Source organism: Pseudomonas sp. GL-B-12, assembly GCF_019955895.1.
GTDB lineage: Bacteria > Pseudomonadota > Gammaproteobacteria > Pseudomonadales > Pseudomonadaceae > Aquipseudomonas.
This window is the reverse complement of the sequence record NZ_JAHBCX010000018.1, coordinates 1-18,476: the sequence shown is the minus strand read 5'-3', so window position 1 is coordinate 18,476 and position 18,476 is coordinate 1. Positions and strand designations below refer to the sequence as shown.

Below are 18,476 nucleotides of genomic sequence, written 5' to 3'. Positions count from 1 at the left end.
GAAAATTGCTTATGGTTTTGTTGTTTGCTTTGCCTGTACAGGCCTCATCGCGAGCAAGCTCGCTCCCACATCTGTGGATCTGTGTACGCCGAACATTGTGGGAGCGAGCTTGCTCGCGATGGGGCCGGAGCAGACACCAAAAAAATCAGGTCTCGGGCAAAAACATCTCCCGACTCAACCCATGCCGCTGCATCTTTTCATTGAAGGTCCGGCGCGGCAGTTGCAGTTCTTCGAGCACCGCTTTCACATCGCCCTTGTGCCGGGTCAATGCCGCGCGCAGGCATTGCGCTTCGAACGCTTCCTGCTGCGCCGCCAGTGACTGGCCGGGCTCGATGCCCAAGGGCTCCGGCTCACCGAGCCCCAATACCTGACGCTCGGCGACGTTCGCCAGTTCGCGTACGTTGCCCGGCCAGTCGTGACTCAGCAGGTGACTCAACTGCGCGCCGCTCAACGGTGGAAATTTACGTCCCAAGCGTTCGGCGGCGTTTTGGGCAAACGATTCGAACAGCAAGGGTATGTCTTCACGGCGTTCGCGAAGCGGCGGCAAGCGCAGCTCGGCAACGTTCAAGCGATAAGCCAGGTCTTCGCGAAAACGTCCGGCGCGCGCCTCGTCAAGCAGGTCCGGTTTGGTCGCGGCAATGATGCGCAAATCCACGCGGATGCTCTGGTTCGAGCCCAGCCGTTCAAGCTTTTGCTCCTGTAACACCCGCAGCAGTTTCACTTGCTGGGCCAACGGCATGCTTTCGATTTCATCGAGAAACAGCGTGCCGCCGTCGGCGTACTCGAGCTTGCCGATGCGCTTGCCGGACGCCCCGGTGAACGCGCCGCTCTCGTGACCGAACAGCTCGGCCTCGAACAATTGCTCGGGAATGGCCGCGCAGTTGAGTGCGACAAAGGGCTTGTCGGCCCGCGGCCCGAAGTCGTGCAGGCAACGCGCGACCAGTTCCTTGCCGCTACCGGTTTCGCCGCGAATCAGCACGTTGACCGGCAGTGCTGCCAGGTCCAGCACCTGCCGCCGCAGGGTCTGCAAACCCCGGGACACGCCGAGCAACGTGGCATCGAGCTTGGCGCGGTTATCCGCCTGCTCGTGCAGCGCGCGGTTTTCCAGCACCAGCCGGCGCTTGTCGAGGGCGCGGCGCAGGCTGCCGAGCAGGGTTTCCGGGCTGAAGGGTTTTTCGAGGAAGTCGTAGGCACCGTCGCGCATGGCTTCGACGGCCATCGGCACATCGCCGTGGCCGGTCAACAGGATCACCGGCAAATCGGCATCCCGGCGTTGCACCTCGGCCAGCAGTTCCAGGCCGGTCATGCCAGGCATGCGCACGTCGCTGAGAATCACCCCGGCAAAATGCCTGGGCAATTGTGCCAGGCACTCATCGGCGCGGCTGAACAGCTGAACCTCGAAACCCGACAGGCTCAACCATTGCTCGACGGCACTGCGGATGCTGCTTTCGTCGTCGACCACGATCACTGAGTTCAGCATGGTTCATGCACCTCCAGGTCGATGGGCAAGGTCACGGTAAACACGGCCCCTTTGTCATGATTGTCGGCGCTCAGGCGTCCGCCGGATTCGTGAACGATGGCGAACGACACCGCCAGTCCGATGCCCAGGCCTTCGCCCACCGGTTTGGTGGTGAAGAACGGATCGAAGACTTTGGACAGGTTCTCTTCGGCGATACCGCCACCATTGTCGATCACGCTCAGGCGCCACAATTGTTCGTCGGCTTCGAGACGAATTTCCAGGCGTTTGCAGGGTTTATCCTGCATCGCATCGAGGGCATTGCGCAGCAGATTGATCAGCACCTGTTCCAGGCGAATCGCATCGCCACGCACCCAGGCCGGGCGGGTCAGGTGCAGCACGGTGCTGACCTGTTCGTCGCGCAACCGGGTGTCGAGCAGCTGCAGCGACTGGTCCACCACGGCCGCCAGGTCCAGGCGTTCGCGCAAACCGCTGGGGCTTTTGCGGGCGAAGGTTTTCAGGTGGCCGGTGAGGGCCGCCATGCGGGTGAGCATTTCATCCACCGGTTTGAGCGCCTTGTAGGCGTCGTCGATGCGACCGTGGTCGAGCAGCAGCCTCAGAGTAGCAAGCTGCATGCGCTGGGCAGTGAGCGGCTGGTTGATCTCATGGGCCAGGGCGGCGGACATCTGCCCCAGCGCCGCGAGTTTGGCCGACTGCACCAGGCCTTCCTGGGCGGTGCGCAGGTCGCGGGTGCGTTCTTCTACCAGTCGTTCGAGTTCTTCGCGACTGCGCTGACGCAGTTTGGCCAGGCGCCAGCGCTGGTTGAGAAACAGCAGCAGGAACACCAGGGTCAGCCATAGCCCGGCCGCGGCAAGCGCGGCGTTGCGGCTGTCTTCGAAGGCGACCTGCGGGCGACGCAGCAGGTGCAGGGTCCAGCCCTCGGTACTCAGCGGCAGGGATTCCCACAGGTAATCCGCCTTGCCGTCCGGGCCATCGACCCGAGCCAGGTCACTGTTGTCGTCGAAGCGCCGCAACGATTGAAACTCAAGCGGCGTCAGTGGCTGCTTGTCGTACTGGCGCGTGGTCTTGAGTTCGGCATGATCGCTGTCGCTCAGCGGCTTGAGCAGGCGATAGCGCCAGCCCGGCTGGTTGGCGATGAAGATGATCCCGCGCGCATCGCTGACCAGTAGCGTGTCGCTGCCCTGACGCCACTCGCGTTCCAGTTCGGGGAACTCCAGTTTCACCACCATGGCACCGAGGAACTGGCCGTCGTCATCGCTGACCGCGCTGGAGAGGAAGTAACCGGGAATCCCGCTGGTCACCCCCACGGCATAGAAGCGCCCGGTGCCCTGGGTGCGGGTCTGGTTGAAATAGGGACGGAAACCGTAGTTGTGGCCGACATAACTGCTGGGCAAACGCCAATTGCTCGCCGCTACGGCGAGGCCGGTGCGATCGAGCAGTTCCAGGGTCGAGGATTCGGCGGCGCCGTTGATCTTTTCCAGCTTGCGGTTCAGCGCATCCTGCTGCTCGGGGCTCACCGGGCTTTTGAGCGCGTCGCGCAACTGCGGGTCCAGTGCCAGCACCGAAGGCAGGGCGCGGTAACGTTCGATCAGGGTATGCAGGGACGTGGCATACAGCGCCAGTTGCTGGTTGGCGCGAGCCGCGTCTTCGACCATTGACTGGCGCACGGTGTGGCGCATGGCCAGGGTCGCGGCGATGGCAGCGCCGGCGATGATCAGCAGGGTATACAGCGTCAGGCGCAGGAATCTGGAGGTCGGGAGCATGGAACCGAAATCGGACTGAAGACAGGAGGCGCAAGATAGCATGTGAACCTTCTTGCGCCAGTTCTCATCGCGCTGCGCCCTGGTGGATACCTTGAGCTTTCAACGATTCATGTTTCGTCTCATCTGTTCCAGTTCATCTGTCAGTTTCCCCAACGAAACTACCGAGTTCCCGGAGTTACTCAGATCATCATTGTTCAAGTGTGCTTCATGCATTCTGTTGGCTAGCCCGGTCTGTTCAGACGGGCTGTCTCCAGGATCCTGAATGGCTCCACGGGTTTGGTAAAGGGCGAGCCGGTGAAAACGCATGAGTGTTTCACGGAGAAACGTTTCCCATGCTAAGGGGGAAACTCGACGGGTAGATGGCCGCTGATGAGTCACCTTGTGCGGCGTTACCCCGAGAACATTCCCAAGCGTTTCACTGTGAAACGCTTCGAATGACCAGCACCTCACGCGCGGCACCGCCCTCGAGCATGGCGCGCATCAAAACAACCCCGCTTGGATTTTCTGCTGCAGCAGCGTAGCCAGTTCCCGACTGGGGTATTGGGCTTGCAGTCCCCAGGCTTTACAGCCGAGTGCATGCCGAAAAGCGCCGGCGTCCGTGAGGTCCTGAACGCTCCCACACAGCCGACAGCGCACCAGCGGGCCGTCGAGTGTCCAGTGTTTATTCCAGGATTCCAGCGGCAGGTAGGTCACGGACATTCAAAGCTAGGCCTTTGGCGAGGTACGACAGGAGCTGCGTGCGTGTAAAACCACTTATTACAAGTGATGGTAGGCCAGTCCCCGGGGGGTGGTGACCAGCAGGTACAAAAAAAGCCGCGCTGTCGTACAAACAGCGCGGCTCTTTTTTAATCAGCGGTTAAGTGCTTACTGCACTTCCACCGCCAGGCTTTCACTGATCTTTTTCTGCCAGATGGCAGGACCGGTGATGTGTACCGACTCGCCCTTGCTGTCGACCGCAACGGTCACAGGCATGTCTTTCACGTCGAACTCGTAGATCGCTTCCATACCCAGTTCGGCGAAAGCTACCACGCGGGATTTCTTGATCGCTTGCGCCACCAGGTAAGCCGCGCCGCCGACTGCCATCAGGTAAACGGCTTTGTGGTCCTTGATCGCTTCGATTGCGGTAGGGCCGCGCTCGGATTTGCCGATCATGCCCAGCAGGCCAGTCTGCTCGAGGATCTGACGGGTGAACTTGTCCATCCGCGTGGCGGTGGTAGGACCTGCCGGGCCAACCACTTCGTCACCGACCGGATCGACCGGACCGACGTAGTAGATGAAGCGACCCTTGAGGTCCACCGGCAGGGTTTCGCCCTTGTTCAGCATCTCGACCATGCGCTTGTGCGCGGCGTCGCGACCGGTGAGCATCTTACCGTTGAGCAGGACGGTTTCGCCCGGCTTCCAGCTCTGTACTTCTTCCGGGGTCAGGGTGTCGAGGTTGACGCGGCGGGCCGACGGACCGGCTTCCCAGACGATTTCCGGGTAGGCGTCCAGCGGTGGTGCTTCCAGCGAGGCCGGGCCGGAACCGTCGAGCACGAAGTGCGCGTGACGGGTGGCGGCGCAGTTCGGGATCATGCACACCGGCAGCGAGGCGGCGTGGGTCGGGTAGTCCATGATCTTCACGTCGAGCACGGTGGTCAGGCCACCCAGGCCCTGGGCGCCGATGCCCAACTGGTTGACCTTCTCGAACAGCTCCAGGCGCATTTCTTCAATGCGGTTCTGTGGGCCACGCGCCTTCAGCTCGTGAATGTCGATGGATTCCATCAACACTTCCTTGGCCATGACCGCGGCTTTCTCGGCGGTGCCGCCGATGCCGATGCCGAGCATGCCCGGTGGGCACCAGCCGGCGCCCATTTCCGGGACGGTTTTCAGCACCCAGTCGACGATCGAGTCGGACGGGTTGAGCATGGCCATCTTCGACTTGTTCTCGGAACCGCCGCCCTTGGCCGCCACGTCCACTTCCACGGTGTTACCCGGAACGATGGAGTAGTGGATCACGGCCGGGGTGTTGTCCTTGGTGTTTTTACGAGCGCCCGCCGGGTCGGCGAGGATCGAGGCACGCAGGACGTTTTCCGGCAGGTTGTAGGCGCGACGAACGCCTTCGTTGATCATGTCGTCCAGGCCCATGGTGGCGCCATCCCAGCGCACGTCCATGCCGACACGCACGAACACGGTAACGATACCGGTGTCCTGGCAGATCGGGCGGTGGCCGGTGGCGCACATGCGCGAGTTGATCAGGATCTGTGCCATCGAGTCGCGGGCCGCTGGCGATTCTTCGCGCAGGTAGGCCTCGTGCATCGCCTGGATGAAATCCACGGGGTGGTAATAGGAAATGAATTGCAGGGCGTCGGCAACGCTCTGAATCAGGTCGTCTTGCTTGATCACGGTCATGAGTCGCGCTCCTCTAAAAGACGGGAACATTCAATAAGGTGCTTGCAGCTTGGGTGCATCGGTCGGTTGCAAGCACCTTTCAAGGCACGCCGGGCAAGCTGGCGCGACGCTAAAAAGGCGCGGCAGTATAACGCGCCTTGCGGACAGGCACACGCGCCGACAGTCAATCGTTGGTCGCATGGAAGGCGCTTAAAGTGGCAAGTTACGAGCGGCAAATGTGTGGTGAAGGCTTTTGTGGCGAGGGGTGTGCAAGGCTCGGACCGTCGATCCCGAAAATTGAATGGTCATTTATCGGTCTTGCCACTAAAGTGACATACGGTCTGTAGAGTAGGACGCTCTGTCAGTCTCCTTTCATTTGGTGAGTCAACGATTGACCCATAACGCCATCCAGCGCCTTTTGCTTAAACGTTTCGCCCTCGCGGCCGGCACCTATGCCCTGGCATTGTTGCTGCTGTGGCTGGCGTTTTTTACCGGTCACTACGATGCACCGCTTTCCAATGTCGCCATCGGCAGCGCGCTGGTGGTGATCAGCCAGGTCACCCTGTTCGCGGTGTTCTACAGCGGCTACAACCTGCGTTTCGCCGACCCCAGCCTGACCGAGGCGCAAGTGTTGCTGGGGCTGGGGTGGCAAACCTGGCTGATCGCCCACCTGGATGAAGCCCGGGGCGCATTTCTGGTGTTTTACGTGCTGATCCTGCTGTTCGGCCTGTTCCATCTGTCACGCCGATCTTTAGTACGATGCGCGCTGCTGGTGTTTTTCAGTTTCAGTGCGATCACGCTGTGGGAGGTCTACCACTTCCAGCTGCCTGACCCGGCCATGGCGGTGTTGCAGGTCTGTGTGCTGTTCATCGTGCTGGTGTGGCTGGTGCTGTATGCCCGCTATGTCCAGGCCTCGCGACAACGCATGCGTCAGCGGCGTTTTGCCTTGCAGGCGCACCAGGACACATTGCGCGGGATGATGCGCCAGCTCGAAGACCTGGTGGCTACCGACGAGCTCACGGGTCTGTTCAATCGCCGGCATTTCCTGCGCCTGGCGTCCCGTGAGCTGAACGCCATGGACGCGGGTGTCGTGCATGGCCTGGCGCTGATCGACCTCGACCATTTCAAGCGCATCAACGACCTGTACGGTCATGCCGCCGGCGATCAGGTGCTGCAAGCCTTTGCCGGCGTTGCCAGCGCATGCCTGCGCGACGGTGATGTTCTGGCCCGTTACGGCGGTGAAGAGTTCGTGGTGCTGCTGCCCGATTGCGATGCCGACAGTTTGACATCGTGCTGCGAACGGCTGCGCATCGCGTTCACCGATGTCGAGTTGATTGGTCTGAATGTGCGCAACCTCAGTCTGTCCGCCGGCATGACCCTGCTGGAACGGGGCGACGACCTCGATGACGCCCTGCAACAGGCCGATCAGGCGCTTTATCGCGCCAAGCGTGACGGCCGCAACCGATGCGCGGCAGCGTGGGAGAACGTCGATGCCTGAGCTGCGGGTCGGCGAGCGCCACTGGTCGGTGGCGGCGGGTAGCAATTTGCTCGACGCGCTGAATCAGAACGACGTGCCGGTGCCTTACAGTTGCCGCGCCGGCAGTTGCCATGCGTGCCTGGTGCAGTGTGTGCGGGGGCTGCCGAGCGACAGCCGCCCCGATGCCCTGAGTGAACAGCAGCGTGAACAGGGTTGGCGCCTGGCATGCCAGTGCCAGGTGGTCGAGGACTTGCAGGTGCACGCCTTCGACCCGCAAACCGATGGCCGACCGGCCGAAGTGTCTGCCGTCGATTGGTTGAGCGCCACGGTCCTGCGTCTACGCGTAATCCCCCAGCGACCGTTGCGCTATGGCGCCGGCCAGCACCTGGTGTTGTGGGCGGGCATCGTGGCGCGGCCGTATTCTCTCGCCAGCCTGCCGCAAGAAGACCGTTTTCTGGAGTTTCATCTCGATTGCCGCAAGCCCGGGGAATTCAGCGATGCAGCCAGGCAATTGCGCATCGGCGATCCGATCCGTCTCGGTGAACTGCGCGGCGGCGCCTTGCATTACGACCCTGACTGGCACGCCCGGCCGTTGTGGTTGATGGCGGCCGGCACCGGATTGGGGCCCTTGTTTGGTGTATTGCGCGAAGCGTTGAGGCAGGATCACCAAGGCGCCATCCGCGTCATCCACCTGGCCCATGATGCCGATGAGCACTATCTGGCCAAACCTTTGCAAGCCATGGCCGCCAGCCGTCCGAACCTGAATATCGAACTGTGGACCCCGGCCGAGTTGCCAGCGGCTTTGGCGCAACTGCGGCTTGTTTCCCGGCAAACCCTGGCCTTACTCTGCGGAGCCCCCGACAGTGTCGACGCCTTTGCCCGGCGCCTGTACCTGGCGGGATTGCCGCGCAATCAACTGCTGGCCGATGTATTCCTGCCCCGTGGTTGAGCGCTGACTTTTCAGACGCGAGACCTGCCATGACCGATGCCATCCAAATTGAACGCGAACACGGCCTGTTGACCCTGCGCCTGAATCGCCCGGACAAGAAAAACGCGCTGACCCGCGCCATGTACAGCCACTTGGCCGAGGCGTTGAAACAGGCCGACAGCGACCCGCAGATCAACGCCGTGCTGATCACCGGTTCTGCCGAATGTTTCACCGCCGGCAACGACATCGCCGACTTCATCCAGCAACCGCCGAACGGCCTCGACAGCCCTGTATTCCAGTTCATGCGGGGCCTGCTCGAATGCCGCAAACCGGTGATCGCCGCCGTGGCCGGAGCTGCAGTGGGCATTGGCACGACGATGTTGCTGCATTGCGACCTGGTCTACGTCAGCCGTGACGCACGCCTGCGCATGCCGTTCGTCAACCTTGGTTTATGCCCGGAGTTCGGCTCCAGCCTGATCCTGCCGCGCTTGCTTGGGCAGGCCAAGGCGGCGGAGTTATTGTTGCTCGGTGAAGGCTTCAGTGGTGAACAGGCGGCCGCGTGGGGCATTGCGTCCGAAGCGCTGGGCAGTGGCGAAGAAGCCTTGGCCAAGGCGCGGGAGATGGCGCTGCGCTTCGAGTCGCTGCCACCGGAAGCGGTGCGCATCAGCAAGCAATTGATGAAGGCGCCGGATCGGGAGCTGTTGCGCAAGGTAATTGAAGAGGAGGGGGCGTTGTTTACTCAACGGCTGCGTTCGCCGGAGGCGTTGGCGGCGTTGACGGGGTTTATCAAGCGGCACTGAGTCTTCGCTGACTGGGCCGGCCCCATCGCGAGCAGGCTCGCTCCCACAATGGCCGGCGTTTTCAGCAAATTATAGGATCACCACAAGTCCCCTGTGGGAGCGAGCCTGCTCGCGATGAGGTCGGCCTGGACAACACAACTATCGGATCAGAAAGCAAAAAGCCCCGCCATTCACATGGCGGGGCTTTTGTTTTTCAGCAACCGGTCACTCAGACCATCGGATCGCCAACGTGCAGGATCTTCATGCCGTTGGTGCCGCCGGTGGTGTGGTAGCTGTCGCCTTTGGTCAGGATGACCCAGTCGCCTTTCTGTACTACGCCGCGCTTGACCAGCTCGTCGATAGCTTTCTGGCTGACTTCGTTCGGCGCCAGCGAAGCCGGGTCGAACGGGATGGTGTACACGCCACGGAACATTGCCGCGCGAGCCTGGGCTTCGCGGTGTGGGGTGAACGCGTAGATCGGCACCGAGGAGCGGATGCGCGACATGATCAGCGGGGTGTAGCCACTTTCGGTCAGGGCGATGATAGCTTTCACACCCGGGAAGTGGTTGGCGGTGTACATGGTTGCCAGTGCGATGCTTTCGTCGCAGCGCTCGAACTCTTTGCCGATGCGGTGGCTGGAGGTCTTGCTGGTCGGGTGCTTTTCGGCACCGATGCAGATGCGCGCCATGGCCTGAACGGCTTCCAGCGGGTACAAGCCAGCGGCGCTTTCGGCCGAGAGCATCACGGCGTCGGTGTAGTCGAGCACGGCGTTGGCTACGTCGGACACTTCGGCGCGGGTCGGCATCGGGTTCTGGATCATCGACTCCATCATCTGGGTCGCGACGATCACCGCCTTGTTGTGGCGGCGTGCGTGCAGAATGATCTTCTTCTGGATGCCCACCAGCTCGGCGTCGCCGATTTCCACGCCCAGGTCACCACGGGCAACCATCACCGCGTCGGACGCCTTGATCAGGCCGTCGAGGGTTTCGTCGTCGGCCACGGCTTCGGCGCGTTCGATCTTCGCCACCAGCCAGGCAGTGCCGCCGGCTTCGTCGCGCAGTTGACGGGCGTATTCCATGTCGGCGGCGTCACGCGGGAAGGAGACCGCGAGGTAGTCGACTTCCATTTCCGCGGCGAGCTTGATGTCGGCCTTGTCTTTTTCAGTCAGGGCCGGAGCGGTCAGGCCGCCACCGCGACGGTTGATGCCTTTGTGGTCCGACAGCGGGCCGCCGATGGTCACGGTGCAATTCAGTTCGGTGGCCGTGGCGGTATCGACGCGCATCACCACGCGACCGTCGTCGAGCAGCAGCTCGTCGCCCACGCCGCAGTCCTTGACCAGGTCCGGATAGTCGATGCCGACCACTTGCTGGTTGCCTTCGGTCAGAGGATGGCTGGTGGAGAAGGTGAATTGATCACCGATCTTCAGCTCGATCTTCTTGTTGGCGAATTTGGCGATACGGATTTTCGGGCCTTGCAGGTCACCCAGCAGGGCGACGAAGCGACCGTGCTTGGCCGCGAGGTCACGCACCAGCTTCGCGCGAGCCTTGTGCTCGTCGGGGGTGCCGTGGGAGAAGTTCAGGCGGGCGACGTCCAGGCCAGCCAGAATCAGCTGTTCGAGAACTTCCGGCGAGTTACTGGCCGGGCCAAGGGTGGCGACGATTTTGGTACGACGGACGGACATGCAAAGACTCCTGAGTTCAAGCGCTGAGTGAGGCTACTATGCTCCGAGGGTGTAGTCATTGTTCGTTTGCACTACTTTTTCGTGAAGAGCTTGGTTTTCGTGAAGAGCCTGGTTATTGCCTTCTTTATTGAGCCTGGCAACTTCTCGCTCCTGCAGCCTGAAGATTTCCGACCATGGGTCGATACAGGGTTCAAGACAGGAGATCCCCCATGCGATTCGTGCTCATTGCCGCCCTTGCCATCATCGCCCTTAGTGTCACGGGCTGCACCCGTTGGTCGACGAACCATCATTTGAACAATGCCTACAGCGCCTATGACCGTGGTAATTGCGAGCAGGTGATGCTCGAGCTGTCCAAGGTCGAACGCGACAGCCGCGCGCGGCCTTACGTGTGGCCGGAAGTGTCGATGATGCGCGGTCTGTGCCTGGAGCGACAGAAGATGTTTATCGACGCGGCCCAGACCTATCAGTTCATCATGGCGTCCTATCCGCAGAGCGAATATGCCTACCGCGCCCGTGCCCGCATTGAAACCCTGCAGAGCCTGGGCCACTACCCGACGCGCAGTGCGGCGGCAGTTAAACCGACGCAGTTCTGATGGTGATAACCCTCCAATCGCTGGCTCACCGGCGGTGCTGAGCTATAGTCCAATGAACCGGTTTTAGAGCCTTGTCTCTGAACCGGGGCAACACCTGTGACCGGCACAAGCAGGACTCAGCGCTGTCAGGATTGGCGCACCGGAAGCGGGGAGAGCGGGCAAAGACTTATGCATACCCGTTCCGAAGCAGTAGTGCGGCTCTGCTTAAGAGCCTTGCATAGCGAAATTGCACATGTTCACCGACCGCCGAATCGAGCGGCATCAACTGCCGTACTTCCTGAAAGTGTTCAACGGCATCACCGGCAAACCCATCGGCTACCTGGGCAATGTCTCCGAAGACGGGCTGATGTTGATCAGCCTGCTGCCGATGATGATCGGCGCGGACTTCACCCTGCGCCTGAAAATTCCTGCCAGCGAAGGTGGCCAGCGGATCATCGACCTGCAGGCCTGTTGCCTGTGGTGCCACGAAGACGCGACCCCCCAACATTACGACACCGGGTTCAGCCTGCAACGGGTGCCACCGGAGTATGGGCAACTGGTGGAGGCGTTGAAGCAGTATTTCAGTTTTCTGCCGTTGCCGGCTTCGGCTTGAGATCACTGGAAAACCGGCAGTGGGTGATTGCTCAGGCTCAGAGTCCAGTTCTTTTCCAGCCCAGGTACCGAGTCACCAACTCTGCCCCCAACTCACCGGGCCGCGCATCCATCACCAACACTCCATGAGCGTTCAAGCGCTCATGGAGTTCGGCGCGTGCATTCAGGTAGTCCACGGTCCCGCAATAGGCCAGCGCCTCGGGCAAGGTCTGCACCGGTGACTGACGCAGGGTGTCGAGCACGTCTTCACGCAGGCTCGCGACCAGCACCTGATGCTGCCGGCTCAGGCGGTTGACCGCCGAGAGCAATTCATCGTCGTCCTCTTCGCGCAGATTGGTCACCAGCACCACCAGTGCCCGGCGTTTTTGCCGTGCCAGCAGTTGCGTTGCCGCGGCTTGATAGTCGGCGCTGCGTTGGCTGCTGTTCAAGTCATAAACGCTGTTGAGCAGGGTGTTGAGATGGCTGGTGCCTTTTACCGGCGCGAGGTAGCGCGGCTGCTCGCTGGCAAAGGTACTCAGGCCTACTGCATCGCCCTGACGTAGCGCGACGTAGCTGAGCAACAGACAGGCGTTGAGGGCGTGATCGAAGTGCGACAGTTCATCATCCTGGCTGCGCATGTGCCGGCCGCAGTCGAGCATGAAAATGATCTGCTGATCGCGTTCGTCCTGATACTCCCGGGCAATCGGCGTGCGCTGGCGGGCGGTGGCTTTCCAGTCGATCTGGCGCAGGCTGTCGCCCTCACGAAATTCGCGCAATTGATGGAATTCCAGGCCCAGGCCCCGTCGTTGTTTCTGGCGGACGCCAAGCTGGCTGAGCCAGTTGTCCACCGCCAGCAACTGCCCTCCATACAAGCGGGCGAAATCTGGGTAGACGCGGGTGGCATCGGGCAGGTCGAGCAAGCGTCTGTCCGACCAGAGCCCCAAGGGGCTTGGCAGGCCGATTTCGCAGTGTTCAAAGCTGAAGTGGCCGCGCTTGAGCGGGCGCAGGCGATAACCGGCCAGGCTGTGCTGGCCGGGTTGCAGTTCGACCGTCAGGGGCAGGTTTTCGAAGCCCAGGCCTGGTGGCACGTGGTCGAAGACTTGTACGTTCAGCGGTTGTGCAAAGTCGTGTTCGACTGTCAGTTGCACCTCGCTCCATCGACCCAGCGCCAGGCTGCCGGGCAACTGGCGTTTCAGCCGGGGCGAAGGCCGGCGCTTCACGCGCACCGCATCCAGCAGGGCCAGAACCAGCAGCGCCAGGAGCAACCCCCAGTTGATCGCCATGAGATTCGCCGGAACCGCGAACTCCAATGCCCGCAAAGTACCCGACACAATGCCGCAGGCCAGCAGGATCAACAGCCAGGCGAGCATCAGGCGCGAGGGTTTCACAGGCGCGGCGCCGGCACTTGGTCGAGCATCTGCTGGAGTACCTGATCGACATCCAGGCCCTCGATGTCCAACTCCGGCGCGATGCGCACACGATGGCGCAGCACGGCCAGGGCGCAACCCTTGATGTCATCCGGAATCACGAACTCACCACCACGCAGCAGTGCTCGGGCCCGGGCACATCGCACCAGCGCGATGGACGCTCGTGGGCCGGCGCCGAGAATCAAGCCGGGCCAGCTGCGGGTAGACCGTGCCAGGCGCACGGCGTAATCGAGCACCTGATCGTCCAGCGCCAGGTCGCTGGCAATGCGTTGCAGGGCCAGTACATCCTTGGCCTGCAACAACGTGCGCATCGGTTGAACGTCGAGCATGTCGGCCCGGGTCGAGCGGCTGACCTGACGCACCATGTCCAGCTCTTGCTCGGCGTCGGGGTAATCCATGCGCACTTTGAGCATGAAGCGGTCCAGTTCAGCTTCCGGCAAGGGGTAAGTGCCTTCCTGTTCGATCGGGTTTTGAGTGGCGAGCACCATGAACGGTTGCACAATCGGCAATGGCTGGCCTTCGAGGGTGACTTGCCGTTCCTGCATGGCTTCGAGCAGCGCGGCCTGGGTTTTCGCCGGGGCACGGTTGATCTCGTCGGCCAGTAGCAGGTTGGTGAACAACGGCCCCTTGCGCAGCTTGAACTGCTCGGTCTGCAAGTCATACACCGCATGCCCGGTAACGTCGCTGGGCATCAGGTCCGGGGTGAACTGGATGCGCGCGAACTCACCGCCGAAGCAACGGGCGAGGGCACGCACCAACAGGGTCTTGCCCAAACCTGGTACGCCCTCGAGCAACACGTGGCCGCCGGCGATCAGCGCGGTCAGGACGTCGTCGATCACGCGGTCCTGGCCAATCACTGCTTTTTGCAATTCTTTGCGTACGGCCTGGGCCAGATGGCCGGCACGCTGACGTTGTTGAGCGGCGTGGCTCGGTACGTCAGGCTCGATCGGTTGACTCATAGGGCGTTCCTCAAGGATTGCAGGTGGGCGACCTGATGGCTGAATTCAACGCTGGAAAGCCGTTGCTTCGGTCGCGGGCTCATGGCCTGGCTGATAGCGCGTGTGGGTTGGCCGGTCAGGCGCGCGAGCACCAGCCATTGTTCGGCAACGCCGAGTTGTTCAAAGCCGGGATGACGACGCCGCACACGCCGCAGGATGTCTTGCTGCAAGGCTTGCAACAGGCCGGCCTGACCGTTGCGGCGCAACAGGAAATCGGCGCTGGCGCGCAGGTGCTCCTGCAATTGCCGACGCGCTTTTGGTGCCGGTTCCAGCAGTGGCCCCTGACGCACGCCAAAGTGCCAGAAACCCAGGCCGATCAAGGCGAACAACGCGACCAGCGCCTGGGGGAAATAACGCAGCAGCAAGGTCAGCAGGCTGTCGTGATCGGTGTTGAAGATCAGCGTCACGCGGGTATCGGCGGTCAGGTACCAGAGCAACCAGGCGTTGTCGTACCGGTCGATGGCCGGGGTTTTCCACAGGTCGGCATCGGTGACCACGATGATCGAACCCAGCCCGTGGTTGAGTTGCATCATGTGCGTGGCCTTGGCGCTGTTGGCCCAGGCCAGGGCGAGGTTTTTCGGGTCTTCGAGATGGAACGCCGTATCGAAACCGGCGTAGGCCGGGGCGTCTTCGTTTTCCAGATAGAGCTTGGTCAGTTGCGGGTACGGATCTGCGCCGACATTCGGCGGCGGGTCTTTGAGGTCTTTGCTCAAGGACTGGTGCAGTTGCACCCGGTCGAGCAGCAGGTCATTGCTATGGCCGAGTTTTTCATCCCACAGCGACTCGGCGACGAACAGAAGCCGCCCGCCGGCCCGGGTCCAGTTCATCAGCTGGTCGATCTGCCGTGGGGTCATGTTGTAGCGGTCCCCGAGCAACAGCAGGCTGCGTTGACGTGGGTCGAGACTGGGCAGGATGTCGAGGCCATTGGCATGGTCGACGCTCAGGCCTTGTTTGCGTAAAAAGAGCTCCGCCGCCAGATAAGGGTTAGCCCTGGCTTCGGGGGCCGGACCGTGGTCGATTTCGGTCTGGTAGGGGGTAGCCTTGAGGTACAGATAAACGCTCAGCGCAGCCAGCAACACGGCGATCAAACCACCGGCCATCGAGCCCCAGCGCCGACTCAACGGACAGCCTCCGGGCCGAACAGAACACGCCAGCCGTTACACAGTTCCTGCTGCACCTGAGCGGGTGGCAGGCGATGACCGTAGGCCATGTTTTGCCAGTGCCCGGTCAGGTTTTGGCTGTAGGCCAGCAAGGCCGGCTGCTGCAGTAGCTCGACACGCCGAAGCACCTGGCCTTCGGTGTCGGCGGCTTTGAGCGCGATGTTGAAATCGTGCAGCAGGCGGCTGAGCAGGGCGCGATAGAGCAATCCGAGCGCTTCGCGCGGATGGGTCTGCCAGAGGCTTTCAGCGCGGGCGGCGATGTCCGCGGGCAGGGACTCGGGCTTGAGGTCCAGGCCGAATGCCTGCTGCGGTAACGGTCGCGTGGCTTTGATGTCGGGGATCGGTCGTCGGCTGACGAACGCCTGCAACCAGTCGCGATAGCGCCAGATCAACAGGCCGATGGCGCCAATGACGATGCCCCACAGCACGATTTCAATCAGGGTCGCCAATGCCCCGAAACGTTGCCCCTCAAACAGCTTCAACAGTGCCTTCAACCATTGTGGTGTCTTGCCATCGTCCGCGGCTTCAGCACTCGGTTGTTCTTCGCCAAAGCGGTAGCGCGTGACCGATTCCCGGTTCTTGAAAGGCGGCTGTTCGAGGATCGCCTTGATGCTGTTCATGGAGGCTTGGCTGGTCAGGGGCTGGTCCAGCAAGCGCGGGCTGTCGGGTGAGATGGCCCGTTCGGCGGCCCACGCGCTGTGGGCGGGCGGCATCAGCAAAATCACGGCCATCAACAGGACAGCGCCTGCACTGACGAGGCGCTGGCGCATTCGGCGGAACACCAGTTCGATATCCCAGGCCTCCAGCACGGTGCGCCGGTTCAGGTACAGACTGAAACCGCAGGCGACATAGATCGGTTCCCAGACCACCAGCACCAGTGCATAAAAGGCGTTGGTCAGGTGTTCCAGCCAGTACCAGTCCTGGTTGGCCGCGGAGATCAGCGACTGCCAGCTCCAGTCGAGCGCGACCTGTTGTGGCAGCAGCAGATAGAACAACACCATCAAGCCGATCCACAACGCGCCTTCCAGGTGCGCGCCGATGATCGTCAGCCAGCGTGCGGCGCCGGCGTCTCGCTGCAACAGCACCTGTAGGCGCTGTTGCCGTTGCTGGCCGTTGAGCCCTTCGAGTTGCACCACCGGCATCATGAAACTGCGGGGCAAACTCAGGCGTCGCCAGGTCAGGCTGGCCAGCAATTGCGGTTTGAGCAGGCGTGGCCATTGGTGCAGCGCCTGCTTGAGCGTGGGCGTTTCACCGAACATCGCCTGGGACAGGATGTATAAGGGCAGGCGTTCGAACGCCGGCTTCAGCCACCAGAAAATGAACACGGCGAGCGAGGGCGAATCCCAGAATCCCCAACTGAGCAGCGCGAAAACGGGCAAGGTGACCAAGGCCCAACTGGTCATCAACAGACGTCGGTGGCGTTGGCTCAGGAGCACCCCGAGGTCCATGGCTTCCCAGGTCGAGCGCGGGCGAATCACCACCGTGGCGTCACTCAGGCGCATGGCGGCGACGTCCGGCAAATACGAGATAAACCACCATCAGCAACCAGAGCGCCGCGCCGACCAGGTACTTGGTCTGGTGCGAAGGGCCGGTCATTGACGACCAATAAGCTTCGATAAACGCCGCGATCAACAGAAACAGCATGACCCCGCAGATCAGCAGCACACTCTTGCGCGCAGCCAATCGCAAGGCCTCGGCCCGTGGCAGGCGCCCCGGGGCGACCAACGCCCAGCCCAGCTTCAGGCCGGCGGCACCGGCCAGGGCAATGGCGCTGAGTTCGAAAGCGCCATGGCCGATCACGAATGACCAAAAGGTTTGCCCGTAGCCGACGTAGGTCAGGTGCCCGGCCACCGCACCGATCATCAGGCCGTTGAAAATCAGAAAAAACACGCTGCCCAGGCCGAACAGCAAACCGCTGGCGAAGGTCTGAAAGGCAATGCCGATGTTGTGCATGATGTAGTAGCCGAACATCGCCCAATCCTCACTGGCGGCCCGTTCCGCCGTGCGCCCGAGGTGACCGGCAACGGGGTCGTACATGCTTTGCATTTCACTGACCTGCTCGGCGGGGATCAGGTTGTAGACCAGGTCCGGGTACAGGTACACCAGCAGCGCGAAACCGACCAGGCTGCCAAAGAACATCAGGCTGGCGGCGAGGACAAAACGCCACTGTTCGCGCACCAGTCGCGGAAAGTCGGCCAGGATGAATGCCAGCACGTTGGCCCCCAAACGGCTGCGATGTCGGTAAAGCTGTTGGTGTCCGCGCAGCACTTGTTGCTGCAAGGAATCGATCAGAAAACTGCTGTAGCCACGCTCCCGTGCCAGTGCCAGGTGTTGGCAGAGGCGTCGGTAGTCCTTCGGGAAACTGCCGGCCCCGGTGCCTTTGCCGTCCCGTTCCAATTGCTCGAGCAGGTGGGAGAAATGGTCCCATTCGGCCTTGTGCCGGCTTTCAAAAAGGCTTTGCTTCATGTCGGCCCCAACAAGCCGCGGGCGATGCCGTTGAGCTCGGTCACCGCCTGCGGGGGCTGGACTTGCAAGGGTTGGGCAAGAATCGAAGCCAGTTCATTGACTCGCGCTTCGGAGAGTTCACCCTGGCGCTCGGCAAACCCGAGGATGGCCCTTTGCTCGGTGAGTGTCAGGACAAAGGCCGGGCGACGCGGCTGGGCTTCGGGGAGTTCGGGGCGGGTATGCGATTGTTCGCGGTAGATCACCAGGGTCCCGGCGGCGATATCGCCGAGGCGCTTGAAGTGGGGATGTTGCAGGCAACTGATGGCCCCGAGGAAGTAACCGAACGGCAGCAGGTCGACAACGCGCAGCAGGTTGCGCAGCAGCGATGCGGACCAGCCGACCGGGGTGCCATCGTCGTGCACCACCCGCAAGCCCATCCATTGCTTGCCCGGCGAGCGGCCGTGGTTCAGCGCCTCGAACAGCACCATGTACCACCAGCTCACCACGAACAGCAGGATCGAACCGAGCCCGGCCCCCAGTTTGCCGAGCATCGCCAGTGCAATGAACAGCACGCCCAGGACCAGGCCGCGCAAACCAAGATCGATGGAGAATGCCAGCGCACGGACCATCAACCCGGCCGGGCGCAGTGGCAGGTCGACGCCCTCCGGCGTTTCGACCCGGTACCGCGTATCCAGCGGTGGTGACAGCGGCGCAGTCCCTGGCAGTGCTGTGGTCTCGAGCATGGGCAACCTGATGATGTGGCCTTATTCGGGATTGTGTATCCATTCGATGCTAGCAGCCTATTCGAGGG

Annotated in this window: 16 protein-coding genes; 5 read left to right on the top strand and 11 right to left on the bottom strand. The window is 62.0% G+C overall.

Translation table 11 applies throughout. From position 1 onward, the window contains the following. Positions 1–145 precede the first annotated feature (145 nt). The 4 genes from KGA85_RS11145 to KGA85_RS11130 form a co-directional block, all read right to left on the bottom strand. Positions 146–1,480 carry a sigma-54-dependent transcriptional regulator gene (locus KGA85_RS11145; protein ID WP_223459589.1) on the bottom strand — a complete coding sequence of 445 codons (1,335 nt, stop codon included), beginning with the start codon at positions 1,478–1,480 and terminating at the stop codon, positions 146–148. Next, the gene (locus KGA85_RS11140) at positions 1,474–3,240 is read right to left on the bottom strand and encodes an ATP-binding protein (protein ID WP_223543116.1); all 1,767 of its coding nucleotides are present in this window, start codon (positions 3,238–3,240) and stop codon (positions 1,474–1,476) included. Before KGA85_RS11140 ends, KGA85_RS11145 begins: the two co-directional genes overlap by 7 nt. A 480-nt stretch (positions 3,241–3,720) precedes the next feature. Further along, positions 3,721–3,939 carry a hypothetical protein gene (locus KGA85_RS11135; RefSeq protein WP_223534401.1) on the bottom strand — a complete coding sequence of 73 codons (219 nt, stop codon included), beginning with the start codon at positions 3,937–3,939 and terminating at the stop codon, positions 3,721–3,723. 165 nt (positions 3,940–4,104) lie between these two features. Continuing rightward, positions 4,105–5,628: a fumarate hydratase gene (locus tag KGA85_RS11130; RefSeq protein WP_223459575.1), complete on the bottom strand. Its 1,524-nt coding sequence runs from the start codon at positions 5,626–5,628 to the stop codon at positions 4,105–4,107. 370 nt (positions 5,629–5,998) lie between these two features. Between KGA85_RS11130 and KGA85_RS11125 the strand changes: the two genes are divergently transcribed. Genes KGA85_RS11125 through KGA85_RS11115 form a run of 3 tightly spaced genes read left to right on the top strand, consistent with a single transcriptional unit; the run spans position 5,999 to position 8,812 of the window. Beyond that, on the top strand, positions 5,999–7,105 hold the full coding sequence (locus KGA85_RS11125) for a GGDEF domain-containing protein (protein ID WP_223459573.1): 1,107 nt from the start codon (positions 5,999–6,001) through the stop codon (positions 7,103–7,105). Then, the gene (locus KGA85_RS11120) at positions 7,098–8,033 is read left to right on the top strand and encodes an iron-sulfur-binding ferredoxin reductase (protein WP_223543115.1); all 936 of its coding nucleotides are present in this window, start codon (positions 7,098–7,100) and stop codon (positions 8,031–8,033) included. Before KGA85_RS11125 ends, KGA85_RS11120 begins: the two co-directional genes overlap by 8 nt. A 29-nt stretch (positions 8,034–8,062) precedes the next feature. Beyond that, complete coding sequence (locus KGA85_RS11115; RefSeq protein ID WP_223459569.1) at positions 8,063–8,812, top strand: enoyl-CoA hydratase-related protein; 750 nt, start codon at positions 8,063–8,065, stop codon at positions 8,810–8,812. 208 nt (positions 8,813–9,020) lie between these two features. Here KGA85_RS11115 and pyk read toward each other — a convergent pair whose 3' ends face one another. Next, on the bottom strand, positions 9,021–10,472 hold the full coding sequence (gene pyk / locus KGA85_RS11110; protein WP_150726740.1) for a pyruvate kinase: 1,452 nt from the start codon (positions 10,470–10,472) through the stop codon (positions 9,021–9,023). 209 nt (positions 10,473–10,681) lie between these two features. Between pyk and KGA85_RS11105 the strand changes: the two genes are divergently transcribed. Both KGA85_RS11105 and KGA85_RS11100 read left to right on the top strand, forming a co-directional pair. After that, positions 10,682–11,065, top strand: coding sequence for a tetratricopeptide repeat protein (locus KGA85_RS11105; RefSeq protein ID WP_223459567.1), 384 nt, complete (start codon positions 10,682–10,684; stop codon positions 11,063–11,065). 232 nt (positions 11,066–11,297) lie between these two features. Further along, positions 11,298–11,657 (top strand): PilZ domain-containing protein, encoded by a 360-nt coding sequence (locus KGA85_RS11100; protein ID WP_223459565.1) that lies wholly within the window; start codon positions 11,298–11,300, stop codon positions 11,655–11,657. A gap of 37 nt (positions 11,658–11,694) precedes the next feature. On the opposite strand, the gene KGA85_RS11095 is transcribed toward KGA85_RS11100, so the two are convergent. Genes KGA85_RS11095 through KGA85_RS11070 form a run of 6 tightly spaced genes read right to left on the bottom strand, consistent with a single transcriptional unit; the run spans position 11,695 to position 18,408 of the window. Beyond that, complete coding sequence (locus tag KGA85_RS11095) at positions 11,695–13,023, bottom strand: DUF58 domain-containing protein (protein WP_223543114.1); 1,329 nt, start codon at positions 13,021–13,023, stop codon at positions 11,695–11,697. After that, complete coding sequence (locus KGA85_RS11090) at positions 13,020–14,021, bottom strand: AAA family ATPase (protein ID WP_223459561.1); 1,002 nt, start codon at positions 14,019–14,021, stop codon at positions 13,020–13,022. Before KGA85_RS11090 ends, KGA85_RS11095 begins: the two co-directional genes overlap by 4 nt. Next, on the bottom strand, positions 14,018–15,160 hold the full coding sequence (locus tag KGA85_RS11085; protein WP_223459806.1) for a DUF4350 domain-containing protein: 1,143 nt from the start codon (positions 15,158–15,160) through the stop codon (positions 14,018–14,020). The genes KGA85_RS11090 and KGA85_RS11085 overlap by 4 nt, the downstream gene beginning before the upstream one ends. Before the next feature lie 17 nt (positions 15,161–15,177). Then, on the bottom strand, positions 15,178–16,722 hold the full coding sequence (locus KGA85_RS11080; protein WP_223543113.1) for a DUF4129 domain-containing protein: 1,545 nt from the start codon (positions 16,720–16,722) through the stop codon (positions 15,178–15,180). Beyond that, positions 16,709–17,686 carry a stage II sporulation protein M gene (locus KGA85_RS11075; protein ID WP_223459557.1) on the bottom strand — a complete coding sequence of 326 codons (978 nt, stop codon included), beginning with the start codon at positions 17,684–17,686 and terminating at the stop codon, positions 16,709–16,711. Before KGA85_RS11075 ends, KGA85_RS11080 begins: the two co-directional genes overlap by 14 nt. Then, positions 17,683–18,408 carry an RDD family protein gene (locus KGA85_RS11070; RefSeq protein WP_223543112.1) on the bottom strand — a complete coding sequence of 242 codons (726 nt, stop codon included), beginning with the start codon at positions 18,406–18,408 and terminating at the stop codon, positions 17,683–17,685. The genes KGA85_RS11075 and KGA85_RS11070 overlap by 4 nt, the downstream gene beginning before the upstream one ends. Between the last annotated feature and the right edge of the window lie 68 nt (positions 18,409–18,476).